This window comes from Streptomyces sp. NPDC021100 (genome assembly GCF_044333095.1).
In the GTDB taxonomy this organism is placed as follows: Bacteria; Actinomycetota; Actinomycetes; order Streptomycetales; family Streptomycetaceae; genus Streptomyces.
The window spans coordinates 185,562-206,745 of the sequence record NZ_JBIRQH010000014.1 but is presented as its reverse complement, the minus strand read 5'-3'; the positions used below and the strand labels follow the sequence as shown (position 1 = coordinate 206,745).

Below are 21,184 nucleotides of genomic sequence, written 5' to 3'. Positions count from 1 at the left end.
TCGGACGGCCGTTGCCCCAGACAACCTTGAATTGCACGGGGCGCACCGCGGAGATCCGCACCTGAGGTGCGGGCCCGCCGTTCGGCGCCGACAGTGGGAAGCATGAAAGACCACAACGTCCTCTTCCTGGCCGTCGCTGACCCGCATAGCGGCCACGAGGCCCTGGAGGGCCTGCGCGCCGCCCACGCCGACGGCCGCCTCACGCTCCGCGAGGGTGTCGTGATCTGCCGGGGGACCGACGGTAACCTCGATTTGCCGGATGCCGTCGACAACACCGGCACCGCCCGTTCCTTCGCTATCGGCGGCCTGGTCGGCGGCCTCCTGGGAATCCTCGGAGGTCCCCTCGGCGTCATGATCGGTTTCGGGGCGGGCGGACTAGCCGGCGGCCTGCACGACGCCCGCGAGGCCACTGCCGCCAACGTCGCTCGGGAGATACTCGCCGAAGAAGTTCCGCCGGGCAGCACCGTCCTCGCCGTGGAGGTTCTCGAGGATGGCCCGGCCGCGGCGGACCTCGTCCTGAGCCCGTACGGGACGGCAGACCGTTACCCGGCCGAGGAGATCCGCAGGGAGATCGAGGAGGCGATCGCGGGGAAGTGAACCCGCTCCCCGCCTTCGCGCGAGACCGGGGGCGGGCGGGGTACCGGGTGTCCTGAGCCACCGATTACTCAGCAGGCGCTCGTGCACGAGCGGGAGCGCGAGGACGGCCTCGGCGACACCGACGACGGCACGGTGGTGCTGATCAGCGACCGCCTCCGGGCGATCACCTCCGGTCCTTACCGCGACGGTGCCGCGCCCCGCTGGGCCGAGACCGTCGAGTACGCCCAGGAGGCGGTCGACGCGGCGTCAAGCGGGCGCAGCACCGGCCTCTGGCACCCCGCCCCGGCGGTCCCGGCCGCCGCCGAGCAGCCGAGCAGCTGTACCCGACCCTCGCGGCAGCCCCGCCGAGCCGCCGGGCACCCCCGGAGGCGCGGAGGTACCGGCGTGCTCCGGGCCGGGGCAAGGGCGTCTTCGGGTGCCGACAACTTCTCCGCAGAACCCCCGCGAATCCCGGACGCCTGGGGGCAGAACGACCGCCACCCGGCACTGCACCCGCACCGCACCCTGACCGCCACAGCACCGCCACCCGAGCCGCCGGGTGGCGGTGCGGGTGCGGTCCCGAGGCGGTGCGGGTGCGGTGCCGGGTGGCGGTCCTCCGAGTGTGCGGCCGGCGGCTCGTCGTGCTCCTGGTGCCGGCCGTCGCCGGGTAGAGGCCTTCGAGAGATCAAGAAGCAGCGGACCCGTACGGCGATCGCCGACGCAGCCCTGGGACTCTTCCTGGAGCACGGTTTCGACCAGGTCACGGTCGCGGAGGTGGCACGGCATGCGGGTGTGTCCACCAACACCGTGTTCAACTACTTCCCCACCAAGGAAGACCTGTTCTTCGACCGCCAGGCCGAGGTCGAGAACCACCTCGCCGCCCTGGTGCGCGACCGACCACGGGGCACCTGCCCGGTCGCGGCCGTCCGCGACGACCTGCTGACCGCCCTACGGCAGGACCACCCGATGCTCGGACTCCAGCCCGGCGCGTCCGCGTTCTGGCAGGCTATCCAGGACAGCCCGGCCCTACGCGCCCGCGAACGAGAGATCGGCGAACGCATCGAGGCCGCCCTGGCGACCGCTCTGACCGAACGTCCGCCGGACACCGCGGACGCACCCGGCAGTGCCGGCCACCCGCTCTCAGTCCTCCTCGCGGGCGCCATCGCCGGAACACACCGCGCGGCCCTGCGCGAGCTCCGACGACGCATCATGTCGGGCGAGCCACCCGCGCACGCCCGCGACTCCATCGCCTCGGCAACCCTCCAGGCATTCAACCTCCTTTGCACCGGACTACACGCAAGGAGCGAACCGACGTCACACGAGCTGCAGGCCCCTTCGTGACAGCGTCCGAGACGGAGCCCCACTGACGCTGATGCTGTCGAAACCCGTGAACAGTTCAACTCGCTTGACCGGTCCTCCCCGTACCTGCCGCCCCCGTTCCCCTGCCCCACGCCTCGCGGGGACTTGTCACCGGCACGCGCGCCTCCGCCTCGTACCCCCGTCACCAGGGCACCACCCCCGCGTCCTCGAAGAACCCGCCGGTCGGCCCGTCGTCGGGCAGGGTCGCGAGGCGGACGGCGATCGCCGCGCCCTGTTCCGGGGTGCGGACGCCGCGGAAGCCGTTGAGGTCGGTCGCGCAGTAGCCGGGGCAGGCGGCGTTGATCAGGATGTTCGTGTCGCGCAACTCCTTGGCGTACTGGACGGTGACGGCGTTCAGGAAGGTCTTCGACGGGGAGTACGCGGCGGAGATCGGGCCCGTTTCGGCGCCGGGGGTGCTCTGGCGGGTGAGGGAGCCGACGCCGCTGGACATGTTGACGATCCGCGGTGACGTCGAGCGGCGCAGCAGCGGCAGCAAGGCGTTGGTGACGCGGATGACGCCGAGTACGTTCGTCTCCACGGCCGTTCGCACCGTCGCGAGGTCGACCTCCGTCGGCGCCTGCGGCCCGCTGCCGGTGACCCCGGCGTTGTTGACCAAGACGTCGAGCCGGCCGGCCCGGTCCTCGATCAGCCGGGCGGCGCCGGTCACGCTCGCGTCGTCGGTCACGTCGAGCGGCACGCCGAACGCGTCGGCGCCGGCCGCCCGCAGCTTCGCCACGGCACTCTCGCGCCGCGCCTCGTCACGGGCGCCGACCCCGACCCGCCAGCCGAGGGCGCCCAGGCCGGCCGCGATCGCGAATCCGATGCCCTTGTTCGCGCCGGTCACCAGCGCGATCGTCTGTTCGTTCATGGCTTCGATCCTGCCCGGGGCGGGTGGCGGACGGCCAAAACCAATCGGGTCGCCGGCGATACCGCCCGGGTATCGACCGAGGTGAGGCGCTGCAGGCCATACGATGGCGGCGTGGAGACAAGGGAGTTGCGGTACTTCGTCGCCGTCGCCGAGGAACTGCACTTCGGGAGGGCCGCCGAGCGGCTCGGCATCGCGCAGCCCCCGCTGTCGCGGGCGATCCGGCAGCTCGAACGGCGTCTCGGGGCGCAGCTGTTGGAGCGCAGCAGCCGCGCGGTCACCCTGACCGAGCCGGGATCGGTGCTCCTGCGCGAGGCCCGGGCCGTGCTGGACGCGGTCGAGGCCGCCGAACGGCGTACCCGCCGCGCCGCCACCGGCCGCGCCGGCGTCGTCCTCGCGACCAAGGCCGGCGCGACCAGTGAGCTGCTGGCCGAACTGCTCGACGCCTACGCCGCCGAACCCGACGCCGTCCCCGTCGACCTTCTCCTGTGCGGCATCGGCGAGCAGGAACGCGTGCTGCGCGACGGCCGGGCCGACGTGGCCCTGCTGCACCGGCCTTTCGACTCCACGGCCGGCTTCGACACGGAGGAACTGCGCACCGAGGGGCAGGTGGTGATCCTGCCCGCGGGGCACCCCCTCGGCGGCCGGGACTGGTTGCGGGCGGCCGACGTCACCCACCTGCCCGACCTGCCGATGCCACGCTGGCCCCGCCCTGACGGCACCTACCCGGACGGCCTCGGCCCCCAGGCCCGCGACCACGCGCAGTTGCAGCAGCTGATCGCCCTCGGCCGCACCTGCTGGATGGCGCCGGAGTCCAGCCGGACCCACCTGCGCGACGGTCTGACCACCGTGCCGGTCCCGGACGCCCCACCGGTCACGACCGTGATCGCCTGGCCGCCCCACAGCCGGTCGCGGGCCGTCGCCGGGCTCGTCCGGGTGGCCACACGGCTCGCGGCGCGCTTAGTCGCACCCTCAGGTGGTGGCCACGCCGGAGTCGACGACGCAGCCGACGCGCTTGCGTAGCTGCCCAGCCCAGACTTCCAACGGTCCGGCCAGTTCCTCGTTGTCGCCGCGGGCGACGGTTTGCAGGAGCTTGGCGGCGATGGCGGCCTCCCCTGCCCAGGTGGCTGCGCTGCCGAGTTCGGGGAAGCACGTTCGGACGTGGGCGGCGGTGTCGGGGCGGAGCAGGCTGTAGGCGAGCAGCGTGGCTTGGTCGTACCCGCATGGTCCGCGTCCCCAGCCCTCCCAGTCCGTGATTCTCAGCTTAGGGCGTGTCTGACGGGTCGGTGACCAGGGGGAGGCGTGATTCGTTCCGCCGGTTGTGGGGCGGGGTGATTTGAGCGACGAGGAGTGGGCGCGTCTGGAGCCCCATCTCCCAAGGAATGCTGGGCGAGGCGGGCGTTGGAAGAGCCACCGGCGCGTGATCAATGGGATCTTCTTCCGGCTGCGGACGGGTATCCCTTGGCGGGATCTGCCCTCGCGCTTCGGTAAATGGCAGACGGTCTACTCCCGTCACCGCAGATGGTCGGCGGACGGCACATGGGACCAGACCTTTCGGGCCGTCCAGGGCGACGCTGATGCCGCAGGACGGATCGACTGGTCGATGGTGAGAGGTCGTTTTATCCCAGTGTTTGATCCCGGAATCTGGTGCTTGGTCTGTGGTGTCGGGTCGCGCCAGGAGATGGTGTTTTCGCCGGTGAGACGGCGGGCCATGAGGTCGGTCATGGCAAGGCGAATCATGGCTTCGGAGCGGGCGGGCAGGGTCTCGTAGTCACGGGCAAGACGTCGGTGAAGCATCAGCCAGCCGTAGGTCCGCTCGACCGCCCACCGCTTCGGGATCGGGGTAAATCCTCTGGCCCCAGGGGCGCGGGCAGTGATTTCCATGTCGATGCCGAGGGTGGCGGCATGCTCGACGAGGTGCTGGCGGTAGCCGCCGTCGACCCACACCTTGCGGATGCCGGGGTGTTCGGCGGCGACTTGGTCCAGGAGCCGGGTGCCGGCGACGGAGTCCTGCACGCTTGCCGCGGTGACCAGCACGGCCAGCAGGAGACCGATGGTGTCGGTGACGATGCTCCGCTTCCGCCCGAAGATTTTTCTTCCCGGCGTCGACGCCCTGGCCGGCGGCGGGGACGCTGGTGGAGGTCTTGACGCTCTGGGCGTCGATCACGCAGGCCGATGGCTCGGCGTCCCGTCCTTCCTTCTCCCGCAGCAGCCGCCTGAGCAAGCCGTTGAGCTGAGCGAACACGCCTTCCTGCTGCCACTTGGCGAAGTATCCGTAGACCGTGTTCCAGTGCGGGAAGTCGTGCGGGAGGTAGCGCCACTGCACGCCGGTGCGGTCCACATACGAGATCGCGTCCATGATGTCGCGCAGATCGCGCTCGGGCGGCCGGCCGAAGTCCAGGGCCCTGCCGCCGCGCTCGAAGCGCCAGGCCCAGAGCACTGGCTCGATCAACTCCCAGCGAGCATCGGACAGATCACTCGGATACGGGCGTCGCGTCGGCATGCCTTTGGCGTACCGCCGCGAATCGAGTGCGCCCAGGCGCACAGCAGTGGCGACAGAAGCACACAGCCAGGAAGGACCGGGCTTCCTGGGATGAGACAGGCACAAGTCACATCCCGCCCCACCTGTCACCTCGCCAAGCACACAGGCCCCGACAACACCCGGCTACCTCTTCCGCACCGCAATACCACACCTCCAGAACCGCCCCATATGCAGGCAATAAAAACGAAAACGACCTCTGAGTGTGGACTCGACTGTCTGCCGGGCTCATCAGCATGCCGCCGGTGCCCGTAGGCGGCCTGCGAGGGTATCGGGCAAGCGCGCCCGGCCGGCCCACCACCGGAATGACGAGGGGCTGGGCCGGTCCCGTGGTGGATTCTCCAGAAGATTCACCTGGCCCGTGAAGGGGGCCTGCGTCCGCTGGCCTTACTGATCACCCCTGGGCAGTGGGGCGATGCGCCTCAGATGATCCCGGTCCTGGACCGCATCCGTGTCCCGCGCCCGGGTGGCGGACACCCGCGCACGCGCCCTGACCACCTGGGAGGCGACCGCGCCTACAGTTCGCTGCGCAACCGCCGCTATCTGCGTCGGCGGCAGATCAGGCACACCATCCCCGAGCCCAGAAATCAGCAGGCCAACCGCCGACGGCGTGGTAGCTGAGGCGGCCGGCCCACCGGCTTCGACCGGGAACGCTATGCACGGCGCAGTGAAGTGGAGCGAACCATTCTGGCGCTTAAGGGCTTCCGGGCGGTGGCGACGCGATACGAGAAGAGGGCCTACGTGTTTCAAGGTACGGTGACCACCGCTGCCATCCGTCTTTGGCTCCGTGCGTGATGCCCGAGTGGGCCGTTCACGTCAGACACGCTCTGGAGCTTGTCCGGTGGGTCTTAGATGCTGACGCTGCGTCCGCGAGGGACGACGGTGGATTGCCTCGGGGGAACCATCTGGGCCGGGCCCGTGCAGTCCATCGTGGTGAAGACGTGCGCTGCCGTGGTGGTTTTGTTCTGGACCGACAGTGGGGCGTTGAGGTTGCGGAAGCAGCCTGTGGGGTTATCGAAGATGCGTCCGTTGAGGACGAGCTGGCCTGATGCGGCGTATGACGAGCCGGGCAGGGCCAGGCAGAGGGCACCCGCTGCCGCCAGCACGCCAAGGGCCTTGGTGATGTGACCTCGCATGAACTACTCCTGTCGCGGTAGCTGGGGACGACGCTCGATGACTGCCCCACCCCCTCCGTCTCATGTGCACGCTGGCTCGCCAGAGACAGCGCCAAGTTGCGTTAGGAGGCGCTCTCCCGGCGGTCAGCCGCGCAGTGTCCCCTCACACCAGAGAATCCCAGTCCGGTACAGCACTCCGTTGAGCAGCGTCCGGTGATCGGGCCCACTGTCCACCTGCCCCACCGGCCTCCGGCATCGGAAGGTCAAGGTGTTGCCATTGAGCGTTGGTCAGTACATGCCGCCGCACCATGCACAGCTGCTGCCCGGGACGACAGCAGACCCATCAGCTGGCCAAGAGCCATCAGACACTGCCTAGCGAAACCGGGGATCCACTGCACCATAGGAAATCCACCGCCAGTCCATGACCGTCACGTCGAGAGGCCCCAACGAGACCGACCAACAACTCCATCCGCCGTCGCACGCCGCCCGGGCACAGGCCAAGCACCAGCCGGCGCCTACGCCGCTGTGTAGCTGAGCCGGAACAGATCCTGGGCGCGCTCCAGGTCGCGGTCCGTGCGCAGCTGCACTTCCAGGTCGCCGGTCCCATGGTGGCCGAGTCCCGTGACGTCTCGGGTGAAGCCGGGGACGAGGTCGACCTCCTTGGGATTGGCCCTGAGGTAGACGAGCAGCTTGTTCTTCTGCGGTGGGCAGAGGCAGGCGAAGTTCCGCAGGCGCTGGTACGCGCGGTAGCTCTTGCGCTGGACCTTGGTGATGTCGTCGCCGAGCCCCAGCAGAACCTGATCGACCTCGGCGTACAGCTCCTCCATCGCCCCATCGCCCCCTCGGCCACACGGGCACCAGGTGCCGCGGTCTCACTCGCCCGGCGGGTGCGCGGCACCGCCGTCTGGGCGGCGACGGAGGCGACAGTCTCCAGGCCGAAGTGGTCGGTGCCGAAGAAGCGGTAGCGGACCAGGTCGATGCTGCGCCGGTGCTCGCGGACGGCATGGACGTCGTAACGGGTGAAGTTGCCGGCGACGCAGATCAGCCTCGGCGCGCTCCAGAGCACCTGGGCCGCGGCCGCTGCCCCGAGCCGGTCGCGGACCAGGTGCCCAACCTCCGCCTTGTGGTCCACGAGCCAGGACAGGTAGAAGAGCCCCTGGTTGATCACGCCGGCATCCGCTGCGAACCAGCCGACGCTTCGGCGAACGCAATGAACGCCGCAAACTCCGAATGGTTCTCCACCGAGGAAGTCGCCCGCCTCCCCAAGCGTGACCCCTCCACGCTCCGCCGGTGGTGTACCGCAAGGCCGCCGCAAGGGCCGCCCTTCGTGCGGCTCTCGCAGCGCGCGGTGCTGTACAGCGCCCATGACGTTCGGCAGTGGCTCGCAGGCTGCCGGATCGACCCGGCGAGGCCCGCTTGATGATGAAACAGGTTCCGCCGATCGGCGTGAAGCTGTCAGTGGACGTCGAGTACCGGGAAGGCTTCCCCAACCCCCACCGGGCGCGTGTCCGCTGGTTCGACCCCGAGTCGGGCGAGCGCCTGTCCCGCTCGCGGATGCTCTCCACCGATGACGAAGCGCAGGCGTGGGTCGACCGAATGGAGCGCATCGCGCAGCGCGGCGTCAGCCCCGCAGTGGCGACCATGCCCCTTTCGGAATACGGGGAATTGGAATGGGACCTGGCCATGCGCGGCCTGGAGCCTAAGACCATGGACCCCTACGGGGCCGGCTGGCGGCTGTGCGTCGTTCCCGCGATCGGCCACCTCGAAATACCCGTCATCACCAACGGAGTTGTCGACCGTACCGTCTACGGCTGGATCGCCGACGGCCACGGCCGCTCCACGGTCAAGAACTCCATCGCCCCGCTGAACCGGGTCATGGAGCAGGCCGTCCGCGACGGCATCATCGACGTCAATCCGGCCAAGATCACCGGCTGGCAGCGGACGTACCAGCAGGTCGAAGACGAACTCGACGACCCCCGTTCCCTCACCCTGCGTGACTGGGACGCCCTCGACGTCCTGGCCAACGTCCTCGTCGCACGATCGGCCGACCAGTACCTCGGCTGGGGGGCGCCGTCCGCTTCGCCGCCTGCACCGCCGCCCGCATCGGCGAAGTCTCCGGCGTCCGCGCCCGGGACATCGACCGCCGCACCTGGACCGTCCGACGGCAGACCACGCCGGCCCCGGGCGGACTGATCGACAAAGGCACCAAGGACAAGGCCGCCCGCCGCGTGCCCTTGATCGAAGAAGTGCGGCCCCTGGTGGCCCAGCGCCTCCTAGTCGCCGGTCATGACCCCGACGCCCGGCTGTTCACCGGCCCGCGCGGCGGGCGCATCACCACCGCCGTCCTGCGGGACGCCACGCACTGGGACGAGGTCGTCGCCGAACTCGGCTACGAGCATCTGCGCCGTCACAGCCTCCGCCACACCGGGCTGACCTGGATGGCCGACGCGGGCGTGCCCCTGCACGTCCTCCGAGTGATCGCCGGACACGGCTCCCTGCGGACGACCCAGCGCTACCTGCACCCCGACCTGCAGGCGCTCCTCGCCGCCGGCAGGTCCCTCAGCCCCTGGGCACCTGATGCTCGACCAGGCGGCCAGGGCGCCAGGCCCCTGAGGAACGCCCTCTGTCCTGCGGCCTTCCGCGGACCAGACCATGACAAATATCGCCACGGCTAGCCCATGTCCGATTCGTCTCACCTGCGGACCGCCCTCGATGCCCTCGAGGCAGGCACCCAGGAGCAAGCACGCACTGGATTTACTAGGACGTCCAACTATATAGTCGCGAGCACAAGGCCCGCGGTGCAGGGAAGCCGGTGTGATTCCGGCACGGTCCCGCCACTGTGACCGGGGAGTACGCCGTCGAGCAGGACGCCACTGACGAGCACCATGTCGGGAAGGCGGATGGCGCGCGCTGATCCGGGAGTCAGGATACCGGCCGCGGGATGTTCCGTGTTGTCCACGAGGATGGAGCTGACACGCATGGCACCGGTGTATATCCACGACCCTGGTGAGCCCGCCCCCTGACGGGGCTCCGGCCATACGCGCTCTCGCGCCCCCGCGTCCGTACGCCACCCGCGTCCACGGACGGGCCGGCGCGCCATCCCGGATCCCTCCTGACGAGAGCAGGCAGTCATGGTCCGCGAGCACCAACGCGCCTCCGTGCGCGAGTTGACCCACTTTGTCGGCGGCAAACACATCCCGGGCACCTCGGGGGCCTTCGGCGAGGTATACGACCCCAATACCGGCGAGGTCCAGGCTCTGGTGCCCCTCGCGAACCGCACCGAGACCGAGGCGGTCGTCGCCGAGGCCGTCAACGCCCAGCGGGAGTGGGGCGAGTGGAACCCGCAGCGCCGCGCCCGGGTCCTGATGCGGTTCCTCCAGCTCGTCGAGCAGGAGAAGGACGCCCTGGCCCGGCTGCTGTCCGCCGAGCACGGCAAGACGATCGCCGACGCCCACGGCGACCTCCAGCGCGGTCTGGAGGTCGTCGAGTTCGCGGCGGGCATCCCGCACCTGATCAAGGGCGAGTTCACCGACAACGCCGGGACCGGCATCGACGTCCACTCCCTGCGCTCCCCGCTCGGAGTGGTCGCCGGCATCACACCGTTCAACTTTCCCGCGATGATCCCCCTTTGGAAGGCAGCCCCTGCCCTGGCCTGCGGAAACGCTTTCATCCTCAAGCCCTCCGAACGCGACCCGTCGGTCCCGCTGCGGCTGGCCGAACTGTTCCTGGAGGCCGGTCTGCCGCCCGGTGTGCTGAACGTCGTCAACGGTGCCCGCGAGGCCGTCGACACCCTCCTGGAAGATCCCCGCGTGGCGGCGCTCGGCTTCGTCGGCTCCACTCCCATCGCCGCGCACGTTTACACCACCGCGGCCGCCCACGGCAAGCGCGCCCAGTGCTTCGGCGGCGCCAAGAACCACATGATCGTGATGCCGGATGCCGACCTCGACCAGGCGGTCGACGCCCTGATCGGTGCCGGGTACGGCTCGGCCGGTGAGCGCTGCATGGCGATCTCCGTCGCCGTCCCGGTGGGAGAGGACACAGCCGACGCGCTCGTGGCCCGGCTCAAGGAGCGCATCGGTGGGCTGCGGATCGGCCGCAGCGACGACCCCGAGGCCGACTTCGGTCCTCTGATCGGCCGGGATGCGGTCGACCGGGTCCGGTCGTACGTGGACCTGGGTGTCGAGGAGGGCGCTGAACTGATAGTGGACGGGCGGAATTTCGTTCTGGAGGGGCACGAGAACGGCTTCTTCGCCGGCGCCTCCCTCTTCGACCGGGTGACTCCGTCCATGCGCGTCTACCAGGAGGAGATCTTCGGCCCCGTCCTGTCCGTCGTACGCGCCGCGGACTACGAGGAGGCACTACGCCTGCCCAGCGAACACCTCTACGGCAACGGGGTGGCGATCTTCACCCGGGACGGCGACACCGCCCGCGACTTCACCCGCCGCGTGAACACGGGCATGGTCGGTGTCAACGTACCCATCCCGGTCCCGGTCGCCTATCACACCTTCGGCGGCTGGAAACGATCCGGCTTCGGCGACTTGAACCAGCACGGACCGGACGCGATCCGCTTCTACACCCGTACGAAGACGGTCACCTCGCGCTGGCCCGCCGGCCTCAGGGAGGGCGCGAGCTTCACGATCCCCACGATGGGCTGAGCGGCCATGACCCACACCCTGCTCACGGAAGACCAGCGGGCCCTCGTGGAGACCACGCTCGACTTCGCCCAGGATCATCTCGCCCCGCACGCGCTGGACTGGGACCGCGACAAGCACTTCCCCGTGGAGGTGCTGCGCAAGGCGGCCGGGCTCGGCCTCGGTGGTGTCTACGTCCGTGAGGAGTCCGGCGGTTCGGGCCTCGGCCGAGCCGACGGCGTCCTCGTGTTCGAGACCCTCGCCTCCGGCTGCCCGTCCATCGCGGGCTATCTCTCCATCCACAACATGGTCGCGTGGATGATCGACCGCTATGGCGACGAGGCCCAGCGCGAAATGTGGCTGCCGCGTCTGTGTGCCATGGAGGACCTCGCCAGTTACTGCCTGACCGAGCCCGGAGCGGGCTCGGACGCGGCGGCCCTGACGAGCCGTGCCGTACGGGACGGTGACGGCTGGGTGCTCACCGGTGTCAAGCAGTTCATCTCCGGCGCGGGCGCCGCCCAGCTGTATGTGGTGATGGCCCGCACCGGTGGCGAGGGCGCCGACGGAGTGTCCGCGTTCGTCGTCGACAAGGACGACCCCGGACTCTCCTTCGGGCCGAACGAGCGGAAGATGGGCTGGAACGCGCAGCCGACCCGCCAGGTGGTCCTGGACGGGGTTCGTCTCCCCGCGAACCGGCTCCTCGGTCGTGAGGGTGACGGCTTCCGGATCGCCATGAACGGCCTCAACGGCGGCCGTCTCGGCATCGCCGCCTGCTCTCTCGGCGGTGCCCGCAGCGCCCTCGACCGCAGCCTGGCCTACCTCGGTGACCGGGAGGCGTTCGGCGCGCGGCTCCTCGACGCCCAGGCCCTGCGCTTTCGCCTCGCCGACATGGCCACCGAACTCGCCGCCGCCCGCGCTCTGGTGCGGCAGGCCGCGCAGGCACTCGACCGGAGCGATCCACAAGCGCCGTACCTGTGCGCGATGGCGAAGCGGTTCGCCACCGACACCGGCTACTCGGTCGCCGACCGCGCGCTCCAGCTCCACGGCGGTTACGGCTACCTCAGCGAGTACGGCGTCGAGAAGATCGTCCGCGACCTGCGTGTCCATCAGATCCTGGAAGGAACCAACGAGATCATGCGCGTCATCGTGGCCCGCGGCCTGACGGAGGCGTTCGGGTGAGTGACGTCCTGTTCCATACGAGTGGTCACGCCGCCCACATCACCCTCAACCGTCCCAAGGCCCTGAACTCCCTCACCCATGAGATGGTGCTCCGCATCGACGAGGCCCTTACGGAGTGGGAGCACGACCCGGCCGTCGAGGTCGTCGTCGTCACCGGCGAAGGGGAACGCGGCCTGTGCGCCGGCGGTGACATCCGGGCCATTCACGACGACGCACGGGACACCGGCGGAACCGCCTCGGCCGCCTTCTGGCGTGACGAGTACCGCCTCAACGCCCGGATCGCCCGCTACCCGAAGCCGTACGCCGCCGTGATGGACGGCATCGTGATGGGCGGCGGCGTCGGCATCTCCGCGCACGGCAGCGTCCGTATCGTCACCGACCGGTCCAGGGTCGCCCTGCCCGAGACCGGCATCGGCTTCGTCCCCGACGTCGGCAGCACCTACCTGCTCGCCCTCGCCCCTGGAGAACTGGGTACCCACCTCGCGCTGACGGGCACGCCGGTCGACGCCGCGGACGCCCTGCTCTGTGGGCTCGCCGACCACTACGTCCCCTCGGCCTCGCTCCGGCCCCTCGTCGAAGACCTCGCCGAGCTGCCCGTACGCGAGGCGCTCGGCCGTCATGTCCAGGACCCGCCGCCGGGGAAACTGGCCGGCCGACGGGACTGGATCGACGCCTGCTTCTCCGCGGACACCGTCGAGGACATCGTCGAACGACTCCACGCCCAGGACGCACCGGCCGCCACGGAGACCGCCAAGACCCTGCTGACCAAGTCCCCGACCGCGCTCAAGGTCACTCTGGCGGCTCTGCGCCGCGCCCGCCGGCTCGGCTCGCTGGAGCGGGTCCTCGACCAGGAATACCGCGTCTCCCGCGCATGCCTGCGCAGCCCCGACCTGGTGGAGGGCATCCGCGCCCAGGTCATCGACAAGGACCGCGATCCCCGTTGGTCACCGGCGACCCTCGGCGACGTCACCGACGCGGACGTCGAGCGCTTCTTCACCCCTCTCGGCGAGCGTGAACCGGGCATCATCGCCGTCCCCGACACCACCGAGGAGGTGGTCTGGTGAGCCGCACCGTCGCGTTCATCGGACTCGGACACATGGGCGGCCCGATGGCCGCCAACCTGGCCAAGGCCGGCCATCGCGTGATCGGCCACGACCTGGACCTCACGGCCGTGGAGGCCGCCGCCGGAGCCGGTGTCGAGCCCGCCGCGTCCGTGACCGAGGCCGTCGGCGCCGCCGACGTGGTCATCACGATGCTGCCTGCCGGACGCCATGTCCTGGGCCTCTACGACGACATCCTGGCCACCGCCCGCCCCGGCACTCTCTTCGTCGACTGCTCCACCATCGACGTCGCCGACGCGCGCACGGCTCATGAACGAGCCCTCGCCGCCGGGATGCGCGCCCTGGACGCGCCTGTGTCCGGCGGGGTGGTCGGTGCCGAGGCCGCCACTCTGACCTTCATGGCCGGCGGGGACGAGGGTGGGTTCGCCGAGGCGCGCCCGCTGCTGGAGGCCATGGGCCGGAAGACCGTGCACTGCGGCGGACCGGGTGCCGGACAGGCCGCCAAGATCTGCAACAACATGATCCTCGGCGTCTCCATGATCGCTGTCAGCGAGGCGTTCGTCCTCGGCGAGAGCCTCGGGCTGTCCCACCGGGCGCTGTACGAGGTGGCCTCCACGGCCTCGGGGCAGTGCTGGGCCCTCAGTGTCAACTGCCCCGTCCCCGGCCCGGTGCCGACCAGTCCTGCCAACCGCGACTACCGGCCGGGCTTCGCCGCCTCCCTGATGGCCAAGGACCTGGGCCTGGCCGCCCACGCGGCCCAGGAGGGGGGCGTGCGCGTGGAACTCGGTCTCCGCGCCTCCGAGCTGTACGCGGCCTACGCCGAACGGGTCGGTGACGCGGAGGACTTCTCGGGCATCATACGAACCATCAGGAACCGGAGCGGAGAAGCCACGTGACCACCGCCCACGAGACCATCCTGGTCGAACGCAAGGGCCGCACCGCCCTGCTCACCCTCAACCGGCCGAAAGCCCTCAACGCGCTCAACCTCCAGGTGATGAACGAGGTCGTGGCCGCCACCGAGACCCTCGACAGGGACCCGGACTGCGGCTGCATCGTGATCACCGGCTCGGCGAAGGCCTTCGCGGCCGGCGCCGACATCAAGGAGATGCAGCCCCAGGGGTACATGGACATGTACCTCACCGACTGGTTCGCCGCCTGGGATCGGCTCGGACAGCTACGCACCCCGACCATCGCCGCCGTCGCGGGCTACGCCCTCGGCGGAGGCTGTGAGCTGGCCATGCTCTGCGACATCCTGCTCGCCGCCGACACCGCGGTCTTCGGCCAGCCGGAGATCAAGCTCGGTGTGATCCCCGGTATCGGCGGCTCCCAGCGGCTGACCCGTGCGGTGGGCAAAGCCAAGGCCATGGAGCTGTGCCTGACCGGGCGCACCATGGACGCCGCCGAGGCGGAGCGGGCCGGACTGGTCTCACGGGTCGTGCCGGCCGACGAACTGGTCGGGGAGGCACTGGCGGTCGCCGAGACCGTGGCGGGCATGTCGCTTCCGGTGGCCATGATGGCGAAGGAGGCCGTGGGCCGCGCCTTCGAGACCACGCTCACCGAGGGCGTCCGGTTCGAACGCCGACTGTTCCACGCGGTGTTCGCGACCGCTGACCAGAAGGAGGGCATGACCGCCTTCGCCGACAAGCGGTCACCCGTCTTCCGGCACCGCTGAACCACGCGGGGCGTGGGTGGCTCCGGAAGCAGTCCGGGGCCGCTCACGCTCCGTCGGAACGACTACGAGAACAGGGGATCACGGGCCGCCTGCACCAAGCCGTCGCCGAGCTGTTGCGCCGGCCCGCGGGACATCCGGCTGAAGGACGCCATCACACCCCGGTGCTCTCCACCGGATACGGCACGTACGTCCGCCGGTTGGGGTCGGCGGCCAACCGCCCGCCCGCTGGCGGCCGGGCTCGCTGCGCGCAGTCGCGGCGTTCGCAGATCCGGCAGCCGAGGCCGATCGGGGTGGCGGCGCGGGGGTCGTCGAGGGCGACGCCTTCGGCGTAGACGAGCCGGTGGGCGTGGCGCAGCTCGCAGCCGAGGGCGACGGCGAACTCGGCGCGCGGGGCGTGATGGCCGAAGCCCCCTCGGGTGATGGTGCGCGCGACCCAGAAGTACCGCTTGCCGTCCGGCATCTCGGCGACCTGGGTGAGGATCCGGCCGGGCGCGGAGAACGCCTCGTACACCGTCCACAGCGGGCAGGTGCCGCCGAGCCGGGAGAAGTGGAAGTCGGTGGCGGACTGCCGCTTGGAGATGTTCCCGGCCCGGTCGACCCGGAGGAAGGAGAACGGTACGCCGCGTCGTCCGGTGCGTTGGAGGGTGCTGAGACGGTGGGAGACGGTCTCGAAGCCGACGCCGAAGCGGGCGGAGAGCAGCTCGATGTCGTAGCGCACCTCTTCGGCCACCGTGTGGAAGGCGGTGTACGGCATGAGGAGCGCTCCCGCGAAGTAGTTCGCGAGTCCGATACGGGCCAGCGCCGACGATTCCGGCGAGGTCAGCTCGGTGGCGCTGTCGGCGAGTCGGCCGAGGAGCGGGCCGTGCTCCAGCAGGGCGAGCTGGGTGGCGAGCTGGAAGGCGCGCTGGCCGTCGCTGAGCCACGGGGAGAGGAACAGCAACCCGGTATCCGGAGCGAAGCGCCGTGCGTCGCCGGCCCGCCCCGGTGCGGCCTGGACGACGCGGACGCGGTGGCGCTCGGCGAGCAGCGCCGTGAGCGGATCGGCTGCTTTGCCCGGACGCAGGTCGAGGGCGTCGGCGGTCCGTTCGGCCGCGGTGTCGAGCGGCTCGAAGTGGTTGTGGTGGGCGTAGAAGAAGTCCCGTACCTCGTCGTGCGGCTCGGCGGGAGACAGCAGACCACCGGCCGGTCCCGGTGCTCCGAGGGCGGCGGCCTGTTCCACCGTGTCGCGGTAGCGGCGGTGCAGGACGACCAGGGCGCGTGCCACGTCGGGGTGATCGCGCGCGGCCTCGACGATCTCCTCGGGGGCGGGCAGCGGCACCCCGCACGCCTCGTCCGCCAGCGCCGTGCGCAGGTCGGTGGCAAGCCGGTCCTCCTCGGCCTCGGAGAAGAACTCCGCGTCGACCCCGAAGACCTCCGCGATCCGCAGCAGCACGGACGCGGTCAGCGGACGTTGGCTCTGCTCGATCTGGTTGGCGTAGCTGGTGGAGATGCCGAGGGCGCGGGCCATGTCGACCTGGTTCATGCCGTGTTCGCGGCGCAGCCGTCGCAGCTTGGCGTGGGCGTAGACCTTGCGGTCGGCAGCTCCTCGTGGCATGGCGCACATCCTTGTCGCAAGCCGGGAAGTGGGGAGGTTCCTGCAGAGGCTGCTTGCGAACTTAGCATCCGCGTTCTTCGCAGGTTTCGCGGATTCGCAGCTCAGGGATGGAGGGATTCCGCAGTGTGGACAGGTGGCCTGGCGGCCTCGATGCGGGCACGGTCGATAAGACCAGCGCTCACCAGGATCGTCCGCACCCGTGAGGAGCCCCGTGATCGAGCATCACGTCCGTGTCCACCACAGCGCCGACCGCCTTCCGCGCGAGGACCAGCTCGCCTGGAAACTGGCGGCCGTGGCCACCGGCACCGAGGAACCGGACGCCGACAGCGCCGCCATGGCCGTCAACCGGGTGATCGACAACGCCTCGGTGGCCGTGGCGTCGTTGCTGCGCCGCCCGGTCGCCGTCGCCCGCGCCCAGGCCACCGCGCACCGCACCGCAACGCCCGGAGCGTCCGTCTTCGGCACGTCCATCCGGGTCTCCCCCGAGTGGGCCGCCTGGGCGAACGGCACCGCGGTGCGGGAGCTGGACTTCCACGACACCTACCTCGCCGCCGACTACTCCCACCCCGGCGACAACATCCCGCCGCTGCTCGCCGTGGCCCAGCACTCCGGCCGCACCGGCGCCGACCTGCTGCGCGGGGTCGTCGCCGCGTACGAGATCCACGTCGCGCTGGTCAAGGGCATCTGCCTGCACGAGCACCGCATCGACCACGTGGCCCACCTGAGCGCCGCCACCGCGGGCGGGCTGGGAGCGATGCTGCGGCTGCCGACCGAGACGGTGTACCAGGCCGTCCAGCAGGCCGTCCACACCACCACCGCCACCCGGCAGTCGCGCAAGGGCGAGATCTCCAGTTGGAAGGCGTACGCCCCCGCCTTCGCCGGCAAGGCCGCGATCGAGGCCGTCGACCGGGCGATGCGCGGCGAGACCTCCCCTTCGCCGGTCTACGAGGGTGAGGACGGCTTCCTGGCCTGGATGCTCGACGGTCCCGGGTCCGACTACACGGTCCTGCTGCCCGAGTCCGGTGAGGCGCGTCGCGCGATCCTCGACACCTACCCCAAGGAGCACTCCGCCGAGTACCAGGCCCAGGCGGTCATCGACCTCGCACGGCGGCTGCGGGAGAAGACCGGACCGCTCCGGAACGTGCGCTCGGTCGTCCTGCACACCAGTCACCACACCCACCACGTGATCGGCTCGGGTGCGAACGATCCGCAGAAGTACGACCCGACCGCCAGCCGGGAGACGCTCGACCACTCGGTGCCGTACATCTTCGCCGTGGCGCTGGAGGACGGGACGTGGCACCACGAACGCTCCTACGCCCCCGAGCGCGCCCGGCGCCCGGAGACCGTCGCTCTGTGGCAGAAGATCACGACGGTCGAGGACCCGGAGTGGACCCGCCGCTACCACGACCCCGACCCGGCCCGCCGCGCCTTCGGCGGACGCGCGGTGATCACTCTCGACGACGGTTCGGTGGTCGAGGACGAACTCGCCGTCGCCGACGCCCACCCGGCCGGCGCCCGGCCCTTCGACCGCCCCGCGTACGTCGGCAAGTTCCGCACGCTCACCGACGGAATCGTCACCGCGTCCGCCCAGGACGCCTTCCTGGACACCGCCGCCCGCCTCGCCGACCTGCCGGCGGACCGCCTGGACGGCCTGTTCCCGACCGTCGACACCGACGCCGTCGCCGCGTACGACGCGAGCCTGCCGAAGGGACTGTTCTGATGGTGCCGCACACGCGGACCACACCGGCCGAGCGCCGACGGACCTTCCGCGAACGGCTGGCCTCGGGCCGCCTGTTGCGTACCCCCGGCGCGATCAATCCGCTGTCCGCCCGGCTGATCCAGGACGCCGGCTTCGACGCGGTCTACTTGTCGGGCGCGGTGCTCGCCGCGGACCTGGGCCTGCCCGACATCGGTCTGACCACGTCCACCGAGATCGCGGCCCGCGCCCAGCAGACGACCCGCGTCACCGACCTCCCCGTTCTCGTCGACGCGGACACCGGCTTCGGCGAACCCATGAACGCGGCCCGCACCGTCCAGCTCCTGGAGGACGCCGGCCTGGCCGGGCTGCACCTGGAGGACCAGGTCAACCCCAAGCGATGCGGCCATCTGGACGGCAAGACCATCGCGCCCCGCGAGGAGATGGTCCGCCGGGTCCGCGCGGCCGTGGACGCCCGCCGGGACCCGGACTTCCTGCTGATGGCCCGCACCGACGCCCGCTCGGTCGAGGGGCTGGACGCGGCGATCAACCGGGCGAAGGCGTACGTCGACGCCGGCGCGGACGCGGTCTTCCCCGAAGCCCTCGCCGACGTCTCCGAGTACGAGGCGTTCCGCGCGGCGGTGGACGTGCCGCTGCTCGCGAACCTCACCGAGTTCGGCAAGACGCCCCTCCTCGACACGGCCACCCTGGAGAACCTCGGCTACAACATCGCCCTCTATCCGGTGACGCTGCTGCGCATCGCGATGGGAGCGGTCGAGGAGGCGCTCCGCACCATCGCCGCGGAGGGCACCCAGAAGTCCCTGCTTCCGGGCATGCAGACCCGCTCCCGGCTGTACGAACTCCTCCGCTACGAGGAGTACTCGGCCTTCGACTCGGCCGTCTTCGACTTCACCCTCCCGCCCGGCGACCGGCCCGGCACCTGACCCGTGAAGGCAGGCAACCCATGACCACCACCGCGCCCGGGATCCACCGCGGCCTCGCCGGTGTCGTCGTCGACACCACCGGGATCTCCACCGTCATCCAGGAGACCAACTCCCTCACCTACCGCGGCTACCCGGTCCAGGACCTGGCCGCCCGCCGCTCCTTCGAAGAGGTCGCGTTCCTCCTCTGGTACGGCGAACTCCCCGACAAGGGACAGCTCCGCGACTTCCGGGCCCGCGAACGCGCCCTGCGCCCGCTGGACCGCACCACGCGAGAACTGCTGGCCCGGCTGCCCGAGACCTGCCACCCGATGGACGTGCTCCGCACCGCGGTCAGCTTCTTCGGTGCCGAGGACCCCACGGAGGACGACGGCAGCCCCGCCGCCCACCGGGCCAAGTCCCTCACCCTGCTGGCCAGGCTGCCGACCGTGGTCGCGGCGGACCAGCGCCGGCGCCGGGGCCTGGACCCGGTCCCGCCCGACCCTTCCCTCGGGTACGCGGAGAACTTCTTCCACATGTGCTTCGGCAGCGTGCCCGCCCCGGACGTCGTGCGCTGCTTCGAGATCTCGCTCATCCTGTACGCCGAACACAGCTTCAACGCCTCGACGTTCACCGCCCGTGTGGTCACCTCCACCCTCTCGGACCTCTACAGCGCGGTCACGGCCGCGATCGGCGCCCTCAAGGGCCCGCTGCACGGCGGCGCCAACGAGGCCGTGATGCACATGCTGCTGGAGATCGGCGACCCGCGGCGCGCCGAGACGTGGCTGGACGAGGCACTGGCAACCAAGCGGAAGATCATGGGCTTCGGCCACCGGGTCTACAAACACGGCGACTCCCGCGTCCCGATCATGCAGGACGCCCTCGACCGGCTGGCGGCGCGTGCCGCCGACCCCGAGGTGACCAGGCTCGCCACCCTGCACACCGCCCTGCGGCACGCGATGGTCGACCGCAAGGGCATCCACCCCAACCTCGACTACCCGGCGGGCCTCGCCTACCACCTCATGGGCTTCGACATCCCCGCCTTCACGCCGATCTTCGTGATGAGCCGCATCACCGGATGGACGGCGCACATCACCGAGCAGTCGGCGCACAACGCGCTGATCCGCCCGCTGGCCTCGTACGACGGTCCGGGCCGGCGGGCGGTGCCGGGCGCCGCGTAGTCCGCTGTCAGGGGCCCTGTCCGAGCGCGATGACGTGCAGGGACCCGGGCGGCTGGTAGCGGTTGAGCTCCCGGGCCAGGGCGTACGCCTTGTACACGGACGACGGGTTGGTGTAGGGAGCGCCGTTGAAGTGCACGAAGTCGCAGGCCAGGCCTCGTCTCATGGCTCGGAGGGCGGCCACGGGAGAGTCGTACCCCCCGGACAGCAGGACCAGGGCCCGGCCGCTGCAGCCGACGGGCAGCCCGCTCAGGCCCGGGAGCCGTTCCCAGGACAGGTACGTCTCCTTGCGGTCGATCTCCACCGCCAGCGTCACGTCCGGACGGGCGAGGTCCACGCGCAGTCCCGGAACCCCGGCCAGGATCCTGGCTCCGAGGTGCGCGTCCACCTGGGACGAGGTCAGCGGGAACCGTTTGTCACGCCGCTTGGTCCGCACGGCGAACGTGGCGCCGTGCCGGGTGCCTCCCAGCGCGTCGACGGCCGCCGCGGTGATGGCGTCCGGATCGCTGGCCACCCGCACGGCCGGCTCGACGGAGTTGAAGCCGATCACCTTGCGCGCCCGTTCCAGCAACGCCTCTTGGGGTACCTGGCCGCCCAGTACGGTCACGTTCTGGGCGGTCTTGATCCAGGTCGAGCCGCCGATGCCGCGCAGTGCGAGACGCAGGTTGTCGTGCAGCCGCTCGACGAAACGGTGTCGGTTGCGGCCCTTGAGGAAGACCTCACCGTGCTTGAGCAGCACACACGAGCCGTAGGGGCCGGACGGGGTGCAGGGAGCGGGCACTCCGGATTCGCCGGTCAT

16 protein-coding genes, 5 pseudogenes and 1 riboswitch are annotated in these 21,184 nt (G+C 70.6%); of the genes and pseudogenes, 15 read left to right on the top strand and 6 right to left on the bottom strand.

The genetic code is table 11. The features are described from left to right. The first annotated feature begins 102 nt into the window (after positions 1 to 102). Both ACH4PU_RS24400 and ACH4PU_RS24395 read left to right on the top strand, forming a co-directional pair. Complete coding sequence (locus tag ACH4PU_RS24400) at positions 103 to 597, top strand: hypothetical protein (protein ID WP_398275770.1); 495 nt, start codon at positions 103 to 105, stop codon at positions 595 to 597. An 81-nt stretch (positions 598 to 678) separates the two neighbouring features. Continuing rightward, on the top strand, positions 679 to 1,917 hold the full coding sequence (locus ACH4PU_RS24395) for a TetR/AcrR family transcriptional regulator (RefSeq protein WP_398275768.1): 1,239 nt from the start codon (positions 679 to 681) through the stop codon (positions 1,915 to 1,917). A gap of 160 nt (positions 1,918 to 2,077) precedes the next feature. On the opposite strand, the gene ACH4PU_RS24390 is transcribed toward ACH4PU_RS24395, so the two are convergent. Further along, positions 2,078 to 2,803 (bottom strand): SDR family oxidoreductase, encoded by a 726-nt coding sequence (locus ACH4PU_RS24390; RefSeq protein ID WP_398275765.1) that lies wholly within the window; start codon positions 2,801 to 2,803, stop codon positions 2,078 to 2,080. A gap of 111 nt (positions 2,804 to 2,914) precedes the next feature. Between ACH4PU_RS24390 and ACH4PU_RS24385 the strand changes: the two genes are divergently transcribed. Together ACH4PU_RS24385 and ACH4PU_RS24380 are read left to right on the top strand one after the other, a co-directional pair. Next, positions 2,915 to 3,823: a LysR family transcriptional regulator gene (locus ACH4PU_RS24385; protein WP_398275762.1), complete on the top strand. Its 909-nt coding sequence runs from the start codon at positions 2,915 to 2,917 to the stop codon at positions 3,821 to 3,823. Positions 3,824 to 4,121: 298 nt separating this feature from the next. Further along, a pseudogene (locus ACH4PU_RS24380) lies at positions 4,122 to 4,409 on the top strand (IS5 family transposase); the annotation flags it as partial. Positions 4,410 to 4,471: 62 nt separating this feature from the next. Here ACH4PU_RS24380 and ACH4PU_RS24375 read toward each other — a convergent pair. Further along, positions 4,472 to 5,303: pseudogene (locus tag ACH4PU_RS24375) on the bottom strand (IS5 family transposase); the annotation flags it as partial. Positions 5,304 to 5,538: 235 nt separating this feature from the next. Between ACH4PU_RS24375 and ACH4PU_RS24370 the strand changes: the two are divergent. Then, a pseudogene (locus tag ACH4PU_RS24370) lies at positions 5,539 to 6,134 on the top strand (IS5 family transposase); the annotation flags it as partial. Between the two features lie 53 nt (positions 6,135 to 6,187). Here the strand turns inward: ACH4PU_RS24370 and ACH4PU_RS24365 are convergent. Both ACH4PU_RS24365 and ACH4PU_RS24360 read right to left on the bottom strand, forming a co-directional pair. Next, on the bottom strand, positions 6,188 to 6,475 hold the full coding sequence (locus ACH4PU_RS24365) for a hypothetical protein (protein ID WP_398275759.1): 288 nt from the start codon (positions 6,473 to 6,475) through the stop codon (positions 6,188 to 6,190). Positions 6,476 to 6,969: 494 nt separating this feature from the next. After that, positions 6,970 to 7,820: pseudogene (locus ACH4PU_RS24360) on the bottom strand (DUF5655 domain-containing protein). Positions 7,821 to 7,900: 80 nt separating this feature from the next. Here ACH4PU_RS24360 and ACH4PU_RS24355 point away from each other — a divergent pair. From ACH4PU_RS24355 to ACH4PU_RS24325, 7 genes are all read left to right on the top strand, one after another. After that, positions 7,901 to 8,647, top strand: coding sequence for a hypothetical protein (locus tag ACH4PU_RS24355; protein ID WP_398275756.1), 747 nt, complete (start codon positions 7,901 to 7,903; stop codon positions 8,645 to 8,647). Beyond that, entirely contained in the window at positions 8,557 to 9,129 is a 573-nt protein-coding gene (locus tag ACH4PU_RS24350) for a tyrosine-type recombinase/integrase (RefSeq protein WP_398275830.1), read from the top strand. Before ACH4PU_RS24355 ends, ACH4PU_RS24350 begins: the two co-directional genes overlap by 91 nt. 97 nt (positions 9,130 to 9,226) lie before the next feature. Beyond that, a riboswitch (cobalamin riboswitch) is annotated at positions 9,227 to 9,408 on the top strand. A gap of 177 nt (positions 9,409 to 9,585) precedes the next feature. Next, on the top strand, positions 9,586 to 11,109 hold the full coding sequence (locus tag ACH4PU_RS24345; protein ID WP_398275753.1) for a CoA-acylating methylmalonate-semialdehyde dehydrogenase: 1,524 nt from the start codon (positions 9,586 to 9,588) through the stop codon (positions 11,107 to 11,109). 6 nt (positions 11,110 to 11,115) lie between these two features. After that, a complete protein-coding gene (locus tag ACH4PU_RS24340; RefSeq protein WP_398275750.1) occupies positions 11,116 to 12,264 on the top strand; it encodes an acyl-CoA dehydrogenase family protein in 1,149 nt (382 codons plus the stop codon). Further along, a complete protein-coding gene (locus ACH4PU_RS24335; protein ID WP_398275747.1) occupies positions 12,261 to 13,328 on the top strand; it encodes an enoyl-CoA hydratase/isomerase family protein in 1,068 nt (355 codons plus the stop codon). Before ACH4PU_RS24340 ends, ACH4PU_RS24335 begins: the two co-directional genes overlap by 4 nt. Next, positions 13,325 to 14,221 carry a 3-hydroxyisobutyrate dehydrogenase gene (gene mmsB / locus ACH4PU_RS24330; protein WP_398275744.1) on the top strand — a complete coding sequence of 299 codons (897 nt, stop codon included), beginning with the start codon at positions 13,325 to 13,327 and terminating at the stop codon, positions 14,219 to 14,221. The genes ACH4PU_RS24335 and mmsB overlap by 4 nt, the downstream gene beginning before the upstream one ends. Further along, positions 14,218 to 14,997: an enoyl-CoA hydratase gene (locus ACH4PU_RS24325; RefSeq protein ID WP_398275741.1), complete on the top strand. Its 780-nt coding sequence runs from the start codon at positions 14,218 to 14,220 to the stop codon at positions 14,995 to 14,997. The genes mmsB and ACH4PU_RS24325 overlap by 4 nt, the downstream gene beginning before the upstream one ends. A gap of 151 nt (positions 14,998 to 15,148) precedes the next feature. Here the strand turns inward: ACH4PU_RS24325 and ACH4PU_RS24320 are convergent, their stop codons facing one another. Next, positions 15,149 to 16,591, bottom strand: coding sequence for a short-chain fatty acyl-CoA regulator family protein (locus tag ACH4PU_RS24320; protein WP_398275738.1), 1,443 nt, complete (start codon positions 16,589 to 16,591; stop codon positions 15,149 to 15,151). Positions 16,592 to 16,802: 211 nt separating this feature from the next. Between ACH4PU_RS24320 and ACH4PU_RS24315 the strand changes: the two genes are divergently transcribed. Genes ACH4PU_RS24315 through ACH4PU_RS24305 form a run of 3 tightly spaced genes read left to right on the top strand, consistent with a single transcriptional unit; the run spans position 16,803 to position 20,388 of the window. Then, positions 16,803 to 18,311 carry an MmgE/PrpD family protein gene (locus ACH4PU_RS24315; protein WP_398275735.1) on the top strand — a complete coding sequence of 503 codons (1,509 nt, stop codon included), beginning with the start codon at positions 16,803 to 16,805 and terminating at the stop codon, positions 18,309 to 18,311. Continuing rightward, the gene (prpB, locus tag ACH4PU_RS24310) at positions 18,311 to 19,231 is read left to right on the top strand and encodes a methylisocitrate lyase (protein WP_398275732.1); all 921 of its coding nucleotides are present in this window, start codon (positions 18,311 to 18,313) and stop codon (positions 19,229 to 19,231) included. The genes ACH4PU_RS24315 and prpB overlap by 1 nt, the downstream gene beginning before the upstream one ends. Before the next feature lie 20 nt (positions 19,232 to 19,251). Then, entirely contained in the window at positions 19,252 to 20,388 is a 1,137-nt protein-coding gene (locus ACH4PU_RS24305; RefSeq protein WP_398275729.1) for a bifunctional 2-methylcitrate synthase/citrate synthase, read from the top strand. Positions 20,389 to 20,407: 19 nt separating this feature from the next. Here the strand turns inward: ACH4PU_RS24305 and ACH4PU_RS24300 are convergent. Further along, positions 20,408 to 21,184 (bottom strand): annotated as a pseudogene (locus ACH4PU_RS24300) (tRNA sulfurtransferase); the annotation flags it as partial.